This is a genomic window from Allostigmatella hybrida (genome assembly GCF_020103775.1).
In the GTDB taxonomy this organism is placed as follows: domain Bacteria; phylum Myxococcota; class Myxococcia; order Myxococcales; family Myxococcaceae; genus Hyalangium; species Hyalangium aurantiaca.
The window spans coordinates 133857-146746 of sequence record NZ_JAHXBH010000007.1 but is presented as its reverse complement, the minus strand read 5'-3'; the positions used below and the strand labels follow the sequence as shown (position 1 = coordinate 146746).

Below are 12890 nucleotides of genomic sequence, written 5' to 3'. Positions count from 1 at the left end.
CGTGGTACCTCGGGAGGCGGATAAGTTAGAACGGAACTCCAAGGGAAGGGCGCCGTGCAAGAGAAGCGAAAGATCCTCCTCATCGACGACAGCGAGATCACCCTCGCCATGGAGAAGGCCGTGCTGGAAGCGCGCGGCTATGAGGTCATCGCCACCTCGACGCTCATGGAGTTCGAGAAGACGCTCCGGACCTGGCGGCCGGACCTCATCCTCACCGACATCCACATGCCCGAGGCGAAGGGCACCGACATCTGCCGCACCCTGAAGAACGAGTACGGCACGCAGGACATCCCCATCATCCTCTTCTCCAGCCTCCCGGACGACGAGCTGGCCAAGCTGGCCGAGCAGGTGGGCGCCGATGGTTCGCTCTCCAAGGTGAACGGCCTGGAGGCCATGGGCGAGCGCGTCGACGAGCTGGTGCAGAGCATCCTCTGGTGATGCGGCTCGTCGCGCTCCTGGCGGTGCTGGCCTGCGGCCTCACGGGGTGCAAGCGCAGCCAGGAGCCCCGCCCCGAGCAGGCCTCCACGCAGGCGGCCCCGGGCGCCATCCTCCTCTTCTCCGCCGACACGCGCGGGTACCTGGCCCCCTGCGGGTGCAGCGAGAACATGCGCGGCGGCATCGCCCGCGCCGCGTGGCAGGTGGAGGAGGCCCGGAAGGGCGCCCTGCCCCTCCTTTATATCGATGGGGGCGACAGCCTCTTTGGCCACGCCACGCTCAGCCCCTCCGAGGTGCCCCAGGAGGAGCTCAAGGCGAAGACGCTCGCGGAGGCGATGAAGCGCATGGGCGTGGCGGTGCGCGCCACCGGGGAGCTGGACCAGGTGCGGGGCCAGGCCTTTCTCCAGGGCCTGGGCCTGCCAGAGCTGCCGGCCGGCGGGATGAAGCTGCTGCCCGCTGGGGACCGGCAGGTGGGCGTGGTGGCCGTGCAGGACGCGGCCCAGCTCGTCCAGGCCAGCGCCCAGGCGCGCAAGGCCGGCGCGGACTTCGTGGTGGCGCTCTTCCACGGCACGGTGGAGGCCGCCCAGGCGGCGGTGGCCACGCCCGGCGTCGAGGCCGACCTCCTGCTGTCCACCCACACCGAGACCGAGTTCAGCGGCGAGGAGAACCGGCTGGTGCGCGGCACCGTCCCCGTGGTGGGACTCCAGAACAAGGGCCGGTCGCTGCTCCGGGTGGACCTCGCCTTCGGCCCCCCGAAAGGCCGGCTGAGCCTCCAGAAGTCCCAGGAGGACGCGGACCGCGAGGTGGCCCTGCTGGACCAGCGCATGGCCCTGCTCAACAAGGAAATCAACCTCCCGGACGCGGTCCCCGCCCGCAAGCAGCTCCAGCAGGGCAAGCTGGAGGAGCTGGTGGCGCGCAAGCAGCAACTGCTCACCGCCCCGGTGGCCGCCGCCCAGGGGACGCCCGGCTTCACGCTGCGGTTCCTCCCGCTGGAGGCCACCCTTCCGGACTCGCCCACCGTGAAGGCCCTGGTGACGGCGTATGACCGGGACGTGGGGACGCTGAACCTCGCCTGGGCGAAGGAGCACGGCCAGGACTGCCCGCCCCCGAAGAAGGGCGAGGCCGCCTTCGTGGGCAATGGCTCCTGCCAGGAGTGCCACGCGGAGGCCTTCCCCGTCTGGGAGAAGTCCAAGCACCACCACGCCTGGCAGACGCTCGTGGACGTGGGCAAGCAGTTCCACCTCAACTGCGTGGGCTGCCACGTCACCGGCTACGAGCAGCCCGGGGGCGTGTGCCGCCTGGACAAGGTCTCCGGCCGCGAGGACGTTGGCTGCGAGAGCTGCCACGGCCCCGGCTCGCTGCACGCGGAGGACCCCACGCCCGAGAACGTCGTGGCCAAGCCCGGACGCGAGCTGTGCGTCACCTGCCACAACCCGGAGAACTCGCCCCACTTCGACTTCGCCACCTACCTGCCCAAGGTGCTGGGCCCGGGCCACGGGCAGGCCGCGGCGAAGCCGTCTCCGTGAGAAAGCCGTCAGTCACCCCTGTCCTCCAGCGCGAATCGGCTCCCCCGAGTGCTGGCCGAGGGAACAAGCGGTTGGTCTGCTTGTTTGACTGTCAAGAAATATCGCGAATACTGGCCCCTTCCTGATTCCGGGCCTGCGCCCGCCGAGCCGCCATGCCGTCTTTCTGCCTGCTGCTGGTCACCCTCGCCTCGGTTCCTCCCTCGCCCACGGCGTTGCCGATGCCGCCGCCGCCCACGGGGATGCGGCTCGTGGCCGCCGAGGCCCGCCCGCAGGCGCTGGACGGTGACGACGCGCCCGGCGCCGCCGAGAAGCCCGGCGCCGCCGAGGAGCCGGAGGAGGCCAGTGAAGAGGTCGAGGCCGAGTCCGCCGAGCTCGAGGAGCTGCGCGCGCTGGAGGGCGCCGAGCTGGACCCGGCCGCCCGCCCCAACGCGGAGGTGTTCCAGTCCCTGCGCCGCCTGGGCCTGGCCAACCCGCTGCGCCAGCGCATGCTCGACGCGATGGAGGAGACCACCTTCCGCGAGGACGATGCCCTGCCGGAGATTCCCCTCATCACGGACCTGGCCAGCTTCGACGTGGGGCAGATCCGCGACCGGTACGACATCCCCGTGGAGATGCAGCCGCTGGTGGCCCAGTACATCCAGTTCTTCCAGGGCCCGGGGCGCAAGTGGTTCCGCAAGTGGGTGTCCCGCTCCACGCGCTACCTGCCCATCATGCAGCCCATCCTGGAGCAGAAGGGGCTGCCGCGCGACACGGTGTACCTGGCGATGATCGAAAGCGGCTTCTCCGCGCACGCCTACTCCTGGGCGCACGCCGCCGGGCCCTGGCAGTTCATCTCCAGCACCGGCAAGCAGTACGGCCTGCGCCAGGACTTCTGGGTGGATGAGCGGAGGGACCCCATCAAGGCCACCCACGCGGCCGCCGCGTACCTCAAGCAGCTGCACCGCGAGCTGGGCCACTGGTACCTCGCCTGGGCGGGCTACAACACCGGCGGCGGGCGCGTGCGGCGGCTCATGGAGCGCCATGGCACCTCCGACTTCTGGACGCTGGCCGAGGGCCGCGGCTTCGCCCAGGAGACGAAGCACTACGTGCCCAAGCTCATCGCCGCGGCGCTCATCGCCAAGCACCCGGCCGCCTTCGGCTTCCGCGAGGAGGAGTTCGAGTACGAGCCGCCCCTGGCCTACGACGAGGTGCCGCTGGTGGATGCCACGGACCTGGACGCCGTGGCCCGCGCCGCCGGGGTGCCCGTCAAGGACGTGTACGACTTGAACCCGGAGCTGAAGCGCTGGTGCACCCCGCCGGCCACCGAGCGGGCGCCCTACCTGCTGCGGCTGCCCCAGGGCACCGGGCCGAAGTTCGCCGAGAACTTCAAGGCGCTCTCCCCCAACGAGCGGCTCACCTTCCGCATCCACAAAATCCGGCGCGGCGACACGCTCTCCCGCATCGCCCAGGCCTACGGCAGCGCGCCGGAGGCCATCCTCCAGTTCAACCGCCTGAAGAACGCGCGCGCCCTGCGCGTCAACGGCGAGCTGGCCATCCCCGTGCCCGGCGGGCGCGGCAGCGCCACGGCGCTGGAGCGCCACGTGGTGCAGGCGCGCCGCAGCGGCGTGAAGGCCCTGCGCCCCGAGGAGGAGATTCCCGCCGGTACCCCCACCGCCCCCGTGGCCACCGGCCCCATCAAGACGGAAGTCATCAACGGCCGCACCCGCGTCACCTACGGCGTGCAGTCCGGCGACAACCTGTGGGCCATCGCCCAGCGCTTCCACGTCACCGTGGAGGACCTGCGCGCGTGGAACGAGCTGCCCCGGCGCAAGCGCGGGCTCCAGGTGGGCACCGTCATCCAGGTGTTCCCCGGCACCCCGCCCGCCCAGGTCCAGGAGCGCGCGGGCACGGTGGTGGCCACCCACACCGTGTCCCAGACGCCGGCCTCCCGCCCTGGCGTGCACACCCTGGCGGCCGGAGAAACGCTCTGGTCCGTGGCCCAGCGCTACGGCGTCAGCGTGGAGGACATCAAGCGGTGGAACCACATCAAGGACCACCGCGCCGTTCCCGCCGGCAAGCAGCTCCAGGTGGCCGCGCCCTGAGGCGCGGCCTCCCGGCCCGTCACTGCTCCTCGAGCAGCATCTTCAGCTCGCGCACCCGGCGGGTGATGCTGTCGCGGTCGAGCTGGCGGAACGGCTCGGGCAGCAGCTCGCGGCTGGTGCACTCCTGCACCGCCACCAGGTTCTGGAGCTCGATTTCCAGCGGGTAGCTGGGCGGCACGAAGTCCGCCAGCACCGCCTTCAGGTCCTCCTCCGTCACCTCTTCCCGGCCGGCCGTGAGCGCGCGGAACTTCGAGCGCACCATCACCGCCTCGATGTCCGCGCCGCTGAGCTGGCTCGCGTGCTCTGGCAGCAGCTTCGAGAAGGAGGCCACCGGCACGCTGACGCCCGTCTTCTTCTGCATCACCTGGAACAGCTCGTCCCGCTCGGCCTCGGTGGACGGATAGAAGAGCGCCAGGTGCTCCTCGGCGCGCCCCTGCCGCTTGAGATCGATGGGCAGCAGGTCCGGGCGGGCCGTCATCAGGAACCAGACAATCTTCCCGCGGTACTGCGTGTTGCCCATGAAGGACGCGATGGAGCCGAACACGCGGCTGCTCGTGCCCGAGTCCCCGCCGGAGTCGCGGTTGCCCAGGAACGTGTCCGCCTCGTCCACCATCACCGCCACGGGCCACAGCGCCTTGAGCAGCGTGAAGATGCGCTCCAGGTTCGACTCCGTCACGCCCTGCCACTGGCTGCGGAAGTTGAGGAACTTCACCACGGGGATGCCGATCTCCCCGGCGAAGCACGACACCAGGAACGTCTTGCCCGTGCCCACCGGGCCGCTGATGAGGTAGCCCATGGGCATCACCTCGTTGCGGCCCTTCTTCAGCGCGTTGGCCGCCGCGCGCAGCATGTCCTTCGCCTTGGCGTGCCCGGCCACCGCATCCAGCGTGTGCGCAGGCTCGATGAACTCCAGGAGCCCGTGGCACTCCGCCTGGATGAGCTCCTTCTTCTTCTCCTTGAGCAGCTCCGGGGTGATGCGCACCTCGCGCTCCAGCGCCTCGGTGAGCACCCGGTCCAGGTTGATGCGCGACAGGCCCGCGGTCATCTTCGCCAGCGCCGGCAGCGCCACGTCCGAGATGGACTGGAGGCGCTTGCCCTCCAGCTTCGAGCGCACGTAGTCCAGCCGCTCCTCTTCCAGGGGCAGCGGCAGCTCGATGGGCGCCACGTACGGGTTGCGGGCAATCCGCGGGGAGATGTCCGAGAGGTTCTCCGCCAGCAGCACCACGGAGATGTCGTTGGCCAGGAACTGCGGGTCATGCGCCCACTTGTCCAGCGTGGCCACCACGAACCGGTCCTCCGTGGACAGGTGGCTCATCTCCCCGCCGGGCACCAGCGTCTCGGCGAAGTCGATGATGAGCGCCATGGACTTGCCCTCGCCCAGGCGCAGCCGCAGGAAGTTCTCCAGAATCTGCAGCGCCCGGCCGGGATCCCTCGGCAGCGACTTGGCGTAGTCGGTGCCATAGAGCGCGTCGTAGCCCGCCATGGCCCGCTGCAGGTCCTTCTGCGTCTCCGGCGCGGCGGCGCGGATGCCCGAGGACCGGTCATAGAAGATGACGTGGTCCCGTCCACCGAACAGCTCCTCGGAGAGGAACGTCTTGAGCGTGCCGAACTCCCGGCCGCCCTCCGCCGCGGTGAGGGGCTGCAAGTCCCGCACCGAGCCGTAGAGCAGGAAGGTGCAGACCGTCTTCGTGTAGTACTTCTGGGCGAGCTTCTGGGCCCAGCGCGGCAGATCCGCGAGTGGATCCGCCTTGCTGCTCTTGCGTGTTTTGGTCGTCACGGACGAATGTCCCTCCGCCCCACGGAGTGGGGCCCCCACGCCCACCGGGAACGGATGGGCGTGGCTACCTGCAATTCGCTTGCTTCCTCAGGGTCCCCTTCAACAGTGCCTGGGACTCGCCCGCGGCCGGCGCGGTCACCGGCACGGGGGTGTCTTGGAAGCAGCGCAGGCGCAGCATCACCTGCTTGATGTTGGGGGGCAGTTCGATGTCCGCGGGCGTGCTTCCCACCGGCTTGCCGCCAACCCAGATGGTGGCCCCCGGTGGCTCGGACTCCACCCGGACATTCACCGCTTGGGACTTGAGCTGCGCGGTCACCTCCAGGAGGTTGGAGCCCTCCGGCGGCTGCTTGGATTGCGTCAAGGGCTCGTGGCCCGGGGCGCTCACCTCGATGGACAGGGGACCGTTGAAGGTCATCTCGAACGACAGCGCGGTGCTGCCGTGCGGGCGCAGCACCTTGCCGTTCACCTTCACCTCCGCGTCCCGCGGCTGGGTGGAGAGCACCAGGAACCCCTTGCGCTCCATCGCCTCGAGCGCCGCGGCCACGCGCGTCACCTGCGTGCCCTCGTTGACCGTCACCGTCTGGGTGAAGGCCTTGTAGCCCTCCGCGCTGACCATCACCACCACGGGCCCTGCCGGCATCTGCTGGAGGATGTCCCCGGTGGTGGAGGCCACCGCCTCGCCGTTGAGGGACACCTTGGCCGTGGCGCGCACCGCGGCGGGCAGCTCCACCATGATGAAGCCCAGGGCGGGCTTGGACGGCATCAGCAGCACCACCGCCAGGAGGATCAGCGCGACCGCCGCGCCCCCCACGCCCAGGAACAGCACCTTGCGGTTGCCGCCCATGGTGTTGAGGTCCGTGGAGTGCTCCGCCGACTTGGGCTCGGGGGGCAGCGCCGGCGCGGGCCGGGGCGCGTGGCCCGCCGACCCCAGCATGGGAGGCTCGCCCCGGGCAATGCGCGGCAGCCCATCCGAGCCCCGGCCGTGACGCGCGGGCGGCGGGGGCTCATGGCCGGGCGGCGTCACCAGGGGCATGCCAATCATGGAGGCACGCACCTGCACGCTGGGTGGCGAGGACACCGAGGGGATGTTCGGCATCGAGGGCGCGCGCGGCATCGGCGGATGCGTGGACGGCGGCGGCCCGATGACGGCCGTCTTGCCGGTGCTGGGCTCCTCGCCCTCGCCCAGCCGCTGGGCCGCGGGGGTCTCCAGCGGCGTGATGGCGCGCCCCACGGCGCCCGGCATCGTGGTGGGCTCCTCGGCGTCGTCGAAGTACTCCCCGGGCGACACCAGCATTGTCGCCACGCCCTCGTCGTCCTTGGGCGCGGGCACCGCCGCGGCAGCGGTCAGCTTGGGCAGCGAGGTGAGCGAGGCGGTGCGGCGGATGCCTCCGGCGGCCGTGAGGTTCGGGTTCGACGGGGGGTTGGCGGCCTTGGGGGGCTCTAACGGCGCGAGGCTCGGCGGCGCGATGGGCGCAGGGGGCACCACGGGCGCGGCCACGGGCGCGGACCCGGCGAAGCCCGCCTCGATGGCGGACAGCATGCCGTCGGGCGGCTTGATGGAGGCGTACTCCGTGAGCCGCTGCTTCTCGCGCTCCACCTCTTCGGCGAAGGTGGACTTCATGTACTGCATGAGGTCCTTGCGGCCGAAGATGGTCTCGCTGGTGATGAGAAAGCGCTGCAGGTCGTCGCCCAGCTCGCTGGCGTACTGGTAGCGCTCGTCCACGTCCCGGGCGAGCGCCTTGAGGACGATCTTCTCCAGCGTCTCCGGGATGCGGCGGTTGTAGGTGGACGGCGGGGCCACCTCCGCCTTGCGCACCTTCTCCAGCACCGAGAAGTCGCTCTCGCCCACGAACAGGCGCTCGCCGGTGAGCATCTCGTAGAGGCACACGCCGATGGCGAACACGTCCGAGCGGCGGTCCAGGGGCAGGCCGCGGATCTGCTCCGGGCTCATGTAGCCGAACTTGCCCTTGAGGATGCCGGCCTGCGTCTTGGTCGCCTTGCCCGCGGCCTTGGCGATGCCAAAGTCGATGACCTTCACCTCACCCTCGTAGGACACGAGGATGTTCTGCGGCGAGATGTCGCGGTGGACGATGTTCATGTCCCGCCCCATCCCGTCCTTCTTCCGGTGGGCGTAGTCCAGCCCCTCGCACATCTTCGACACGCAGTAGGCCACGAGCGGAATCGGCGCCGGCTCGCCCTTCTTGCGGCAGCGGTCGAAGATGGCCCGCATGTCCTTGCCGGGGATGTACTCCATCGCGATGAAGTAGCTGCTGGAGATCTGCCCCAGCTCGAAGATCTGTCCGATGTTGGCGTGCGTCAGCTGGACGCTGATCTTCGCCTCATCGATGAACATCGAGATGAACTCGTCGTCCTCGGCGATGTTCGGGAGGATGCGCTTGATGGCCACGAGCCGCTCGAAGCCACTGGCTCCGAATTGCTTGCCACGCCACACCTCCGCCATGCCGCCGATGTTGATGCGGTCAAGAAGCAGGTACTTCCCAAATGGGATGGGTTGGCGCTTGGGTTGGCTTGTCGTCACGAGATTCGAGGGTCTCGGGGTTTAGAAGGAGGCGAGCCTATCGACCGCGCCTCCATAGGGTCAACCATGGGGCCACCCCTTCCCGAACAAGGCAAGCCAGCTTGCAGCTAGGGCGCTCGCTTCCCGGGTTCAGCCCCGGCGCCCTCGCGAAAGGCCCCCCCGCGCTCAAGGGTCTCCGGCTCATCTTGTTTTACGGGTTGAACCAGTAAAAACCGTGTTTCACCGGCCTGGGAGAGCACCTCGGGCGCGCCGAAGCGCCGCTCGGCCGGCAGCCCCACGAGGGTGACCCAGGCCCCCTGGCCCTGCGGGGCGACGCAGTAGAGGAGCGTCCCGGGCAGCAGGCCGGAGGCGGAACGGACCGGGCCCTCGCAGTTCTCGCGCACCTGGAGGGTGTACGCGGGCACGGGCTCCCCCCGGACGAGGTAGGGGGGCGCGCCCAGGTCCTTCAGCAGGGCGCCGAGGACGCGGGGATCCGCGGGAACGTTCCCAGCGGTGGCCTGCGCCTGGGCCTGCCCCGCGAAGTGCTGCAAGGCGAGGCTCGCCATGTCCCAGGAGCCCAGGGGCACCCGGCGCTCGGCGCTGACCAAGTCCACGAACAGCGCCCCCACCAGGACCAGCGGCAGCAGCCGGTAGCCCTTGTAGTCCTCGCCCCGGCGGCGCAGCAGGCCCCACACCGCCCCACCCAGCGCCCCGGCGGCCACGGCCAGCACCGCCACGGGCAGCAGGAGCGGGGGCAGCTGGGCGAAGGCGGCGGTCTCCGCGCTGCGGGCGCGCAGGGCATCGGCCAGGTCCCCGCCATAGAGCCAGGCCAGCAGCACCAGCGCGGCCCCATTGGCCAGCATCGTCTTGCGCGAGGGGCCCTTCATCCGGCGAGGGTTCGGGCCGGGTCGGTGGCGGCGGCGCGGCGGCTGGGGAAGTAGGCGCCCGCGAGCGCCGCCACGAGCCCCAGCAGCACGCCCCCGAGCACCACGGGCCACGGGAAGGCGAAGAAGCTGTCGGGCTTGAAGGGGAAGGTGGGCAGGGCCCCGGCGGCGAACCGGTCCACCGCCAGCGCGAGCGCCATGGCCACCGCCGTGCCCACCGCGCCCCCCGCGAGCCCCAGCACGCACGCCTCGGCCAGGACGATGTTGCGCACATCCGCGCGCGAGGCCCCCACCGCCTGCATGACGCCGATCTCCCGCGCGCGGGCGCGCACGGAGGCGGACAGGGCGTGGGCGATGTTCACCGCGGCCAGCACACAGATGAGGATGGACAGCAGCGCGAGCGCGGAGGTGGTGAGCGCCACGGCCGCGCCGGCGTTCTCGGCCATGCGCCGCTCCTGGTCATCGATTTCCAGGCCCATTTCCTTCACCGCGTCCATGAGCACGGGCACCTGGGAGGGATCCTTGGCCACCAGCGTCACGGCGCTGAAGGTCTCCGCGTCCACGCCCGCGGCGCGGTTGAGGCGAATGGCGGTGTCCAGGGGGATGGTGATGCCGGCCAGCAGGGCCCGGTCCGAGGCCCCCACCACCTGGGCCTGCACGGGAAAGGTGGGGCCCGGCGCGGCCTGGGCCACGTACGAGCGGTTGAACTCCACCGGAAAGCCGAAGCCCAGCAGCATCTGCGCGGAGAGCTGGGGCAGCTTGCGCGCCGGGGCGAACGTCTTGTTGTAGATCTCCAGGAGCCGCGAGGAGATGACCACGGGGATGGGCTGGTCGGGCGGCATGTCCTGGAAAGCGCCCAGCTTCACGTCGGCCTGGACGAAGTCCGGCTCCACGCCCACCGCCAGCACCTCCATGCCCATGCGCAGCCGGGAGCCGAAGAAGGCGCCCTCGTAGCGGCTGACGGCGGGCACGCGCACGTTCATCTTCCGGTAGACGCGCTCCACCCCGTCCAGCGCGCTCAGGCGCTCCACCGCCGCCGCGTCCAGCTTGCCGCCGCCCAGCAGCGAGCCGAGCGACACCGCCGGGGGCACCACATCCACCAGCCGGGCATCCGAGGGGAACACCTTCTCGCGGATGACGCGGCCCACGCCCAGCCCCAGGCTCACGAAGAAGACGAGGGCACCCACGCCCATGGCCACGCCGAACGCGGAGAAGAAGGCCCCCCTGCGGTCGCGGGCCAGGCTCAGCCGGACCAGCCGGGACAGCGCCGCGAGCCTCACGGGGCACCTCCCACGGACGGGCGCTCCACGAGGGACTCCTCGAGGAGCCGGCCTTCCTTCAGGCGCACCACCCGGCGCGCGGCATCGCGCATCCGCTCCTCGTGGGTGACGGCCAGCACGGTGAGCCCGTCGCGGTGAAGCTCCTGGAAGAGCTGGATGACGCCGTCGCCGGTGGCCGCGTCGAGGTTGCCGGTGGGCTCATCGCACAGGAGCACCTTCGGGCCGGTGAAGAGCGCCCGGGCAATCGCCACGCGCTGCCGCTCGCCGCCCGACAGGCGCACCGGCTCGCGGTTCTTCTTGGCCAGGAGCCCCACGCGGTCCAGCAGGAACTCGGCGCGCTTGCGGCCCTCGGCCGTCACGCTCCCGAAGTGCGAGGGCAAGAGCACGTTCTCCACCGCGGACAGGTTGGGGATGAGGTGGAAGGACTGGAAGACGAAGCCCACGTGGAGGTTGCGGAAGCGCGCCAGCTGGCGGTCCTTCAGCCCGCGCAGCTTCACCCCGGCCACCTCCACCTCGCCCGTGTAGTGCACATCCAGCCCGCCCAGCAGGTGCAGCAGCGTGGACTTGCCGCTGCCCGAGGAGCCCACCACGGCGACGAAGTCTCCGGCCTCCACCTCCAGCGACAGGCCATCGAGCACCTTCACCCGCGAGCCGTCCCCGTCCACGTACTCCTTGACGATGTCCCGCGCGCGAATCACGGCGCCTCGCTCGAAGGTGCCGGAGGGGGCGTCAGCTGGAGCGACAGCTGGGCCTGGAGCGCCTTGTCCTTGCGCGACAGGCCCAGCGTCACCGCGCGCAAGTCATCGGTGGCCTCCAGCCACCGCAGGGCCGTGGCGCGGATGGCGAAGCCGCCGACGCCCCAGGCCGAGGAGGGCAGGTTCTTGATCGCCTCGGACATCTTGCGCAGGTCCAGCACCACGCCGAGCACGGGCTCCTTCACCGCGTCCTGAAGCTCCTCCGCCACGGGGCTCTTCCCGGGCGAGCCCGCCAGGGCCGTGAGCGCCGCCTCCAGCCGGGCCCGCGGCGCCGCCAGCACCAGCTTGCCGCCCACCTCCGCGAAGTGCGCCCCCTCCCCCGCCCGGTACGACGTCAGGTAGGCACGCTGGCCCCCCACGTCCTCGGGGGCCACCTGGGCCCCGAAGCTGGCCGCCATCCCGGGCACCTTCTCCAGCGTGGTGCGGGCCTTGGCCGCATCCTTCGCCTCGCCCACCGACACCAGGTGCACGAAGCGGAAGGGGTTGGTGCGCCGGATGTCCAGGGAGGGCACGCCCGCGCCAAGCTGCGCTGTGGGCGCCAGCGCCACCCCGGCCACAATCCCGCTCTGCAGGTTGTCCAGCAGCTCCGTCTTCGGGTCGAACCCGCTCTCCTGAAACGCGCGGGTGAGCCGGGGGCCCGCGAGGTACGGCCACACGGCGCCGAGCGTGGCGGGGTCCCCGCCATAGCGCGCCACCAGGAAGCTGTCCGCGGTCAGATACCCCAGCAGCTCGGGCCCCTTCTGGGGCACGAACGGCGCCAGCGCCGCCTCCGTGTCGGGCCACGGCGCATCGGCGTGCACCGTCACCGACTTCTCCTCGATGCGGCCGGTGAGCGTCACCGCCTGCACCGTGCCCGCCGGAAGCAGCCCGGTGCCGCCCGGGAAGTAGACGTGGAAGTCCGGGTCCTTCGGGAGGCGGGAGAGCGACGCGGCCAGCACGGGCTCCTCGGCCACGGACTTCTCCACGGGCAGCGAGGCCAGCCCGGGCAGCCGGGCCACCGCGGCGCCCGGGGCCAGCAGCACGAAGTCCCCCACGAAGAGCAGCCCCAGCGCCGGCACCTCGGCGCCCTTGCGGCTGAAGGTGACGAGGGTGCCGCCCGCCACCTTCTCCTCCTTGCGCTCGGAGGCCCCGAGCCGGTTGCGGGCCAGCGTGGCGAAGGTCTCCTCCAGCGTCTTCGCGTCCTTCACGCCGAGCACGGTGAAGGCCTGGTTGCCGGACAGGAACGCGGCGCCTGCCCCCTTGCCTGGCGCAATGCCCGCGGCCTCCATGGCCGTGCGGCTGCGCAGGTCCACCCCCACCTGCCGCATCACCGCGGAGACGAGCGCCTCGGCGGACTGGGCGTTCTGGAGCTGGGCGAGGAAGGAGGCAATCTTGAGGTTCTGGAACCGGGCGAGCTTCTCCCCCAGCTCGCCGAGATCCTTCACGACGATGGCGGCCTGGGCATCCCGGGGAAGGTAGCGGCTGACGCTGGCCGCCTTGCCGGATGGGCCCGCGGCGCCCTCGTCCTTTCCACAGCGGGAGCAACCAGCGAGCGCGGCGAGCAGCAGGAGAAGCCAGGGAGAGGCGCGGCGGACCATGGGGGCGGAGTGCAGACGGACGCGTGCCGAGAGTCAATTTCTTCCTGCGCAAGCGGT

General features: G+C 71.0%; 9 protein-coding genes. 3 read left to right on the top strand and 6 right to left on the bottom strand.

The window, feature by feature from the left end:
* The first annotated feature begins 54 nt into the window (after positions 1-54).
* From KY661_RS14815 to KY661_RS14805, 3 genes are all read left to right on the top strand, one after another.
* Positions 55-438 carry a response regulator gene (locus KY661_RS14815; protein WP_002612280.1) on the top strand — a complete coding sequence of 128 codons (384 nt, stop codon included), beginning with the start codon at positions 55-57 and terminating at the stop codon, positions 436-438.
* Positions 438-1961, top strand: a complete 1524-nt coding sequence (locus KY661_RS14810) for a multiheme c-type cytochrome (RefSeq protein ID WP_225410970.1) — start codon at positions 438-440, stop codon at positions 1959-1961. The genes KY661_RS14815 and KY661_RS14810 overlap by 1 nt, the downstream gene beginning before the upstream one ends.
* A gap of 152 nt (positions 1962-2113) precedes the next feature.
* Positions 2114-4042, top strand: coding sequence for a LysM peptidoglycan-binding domain-containing protein (locus KY661_RS14805; RefSeq protein WP_225410817.1), 1929 nt, complete (start codon positions 2114-2116; stop codon positions 4040-4042).
* Positions 4043-4061: 19 nt separating this feature from the next.
* Here KY661_RS14805 and KY661_RS14800 read toward each other — a convergent pair whose 3' ends face one another.
* The 6 genes from KY661_RS14800 to KY661_RS14775 form a co-directional block, all read right to left on the bottom strand.
* Positions 4062-5819 (bottom strand): ATP-binding protein, encoded by a 1758-nt coding sequence (locus KY661_RS14800; RefSeq protein ID WP_225410816.1) that lies wholly within the window; start codon positions 5817-5819, stop codon positions 4062-4064.
* Positions 5820-5883: 64 nt separating this feature from the next.
* Complete coding sequence (locus KY661_RS14795; RefSeq protein ID WP_225410815.1) at positions 5884-8358, bottom strand: protein kinase domain-containing protein; 2475 nt, start codon at positions 8356-8358, stop codon at positions 5884-5886.
* Between the two features lie 107 nt (positions 8359-8465).
* A complete protein-coding gene (locus KY661_RS14790) occupies positions 8466-9224 on the bottom strand; it encodes a hypothetical protein (RefSeq protein ID WP_225410814.1) in 759 nt (252 codons plus the stop codon).
* Positions 9221-10501: an ABC transporter permease gene (locus KY661_RS14785; RefSeq protein ID WP_225410813.1), complete on the bottom strand. Its 1281-nt coding sequence runs from the start codon at positions 10499-10501 to the stop codon at positions 9221-9223. Before KY661_RS14785 ends, KY661_RS14790 begins: the two co-directional genes overlap by 4 nt.
* Positions 10498-11199 (bottom strand): ABC transporter ATP-binding protein, encoded by a 702-nt coding sequence (locus KY661_RS14780; protein ID WP_075006989.1) that lies wholly within the window; start codon positions 11197-11199, stop codon positions 10498-10500. The genes KY661_RS14785 and KY661_RS14780 overlap by 4 nt, the downstream gene beginning before the upstream one ends.
* On the bottom strand, positions 11196-12833 hold the full coding sequence (locus KY661_RS14775) for a hypothetical protein (protein WP_225410812.1): 1638 nt from the start codon (positions 12831-12833) through the stop codon (positions 11196-11198). The genes KY661_RS14780 and KY661_RS14775 overlap by 4 nt, the downstream gene beginning before the upstream one ends.
* Positions 12834-12890: the final 57 nt, after the last annotated feature.

What these genes read in the sequence shown, in the direction of transcription:
- KY661_RS14810 (WP_225410970.1), top strand. Translation starts at nt 438, where the DNA reads ATGCGGCTCGTCGCGCTCCTGGCGGTGCTGGCCTGCGGCCTCACGGGG.
- KY661_RS14775 (WP_225410812.1), bottom strand. Translation starts at nt 12,833, where the DNA reads ATGGTCCGCCGCGCCTCTCCCTGGCTTCTCCTGCTGCTCGCCGCGCTC.
- KY661_RS14790 (WP_225410814.1), bottom strand. Translation starts at nt 9,224, where the DNA reads ATGAAGGGCCCCTCGCGCAAGACGATGCTGGCCAATGGGGCCGCGCTG.
- KY661_RS14805 (WP_225410817.1), top strand. Translation starts at nt 2,114, where the DNA reads ATGCCGTCTTTCTGCCTGCTGCTGGTCACCCTCGCCTCGGTTCCTCCC.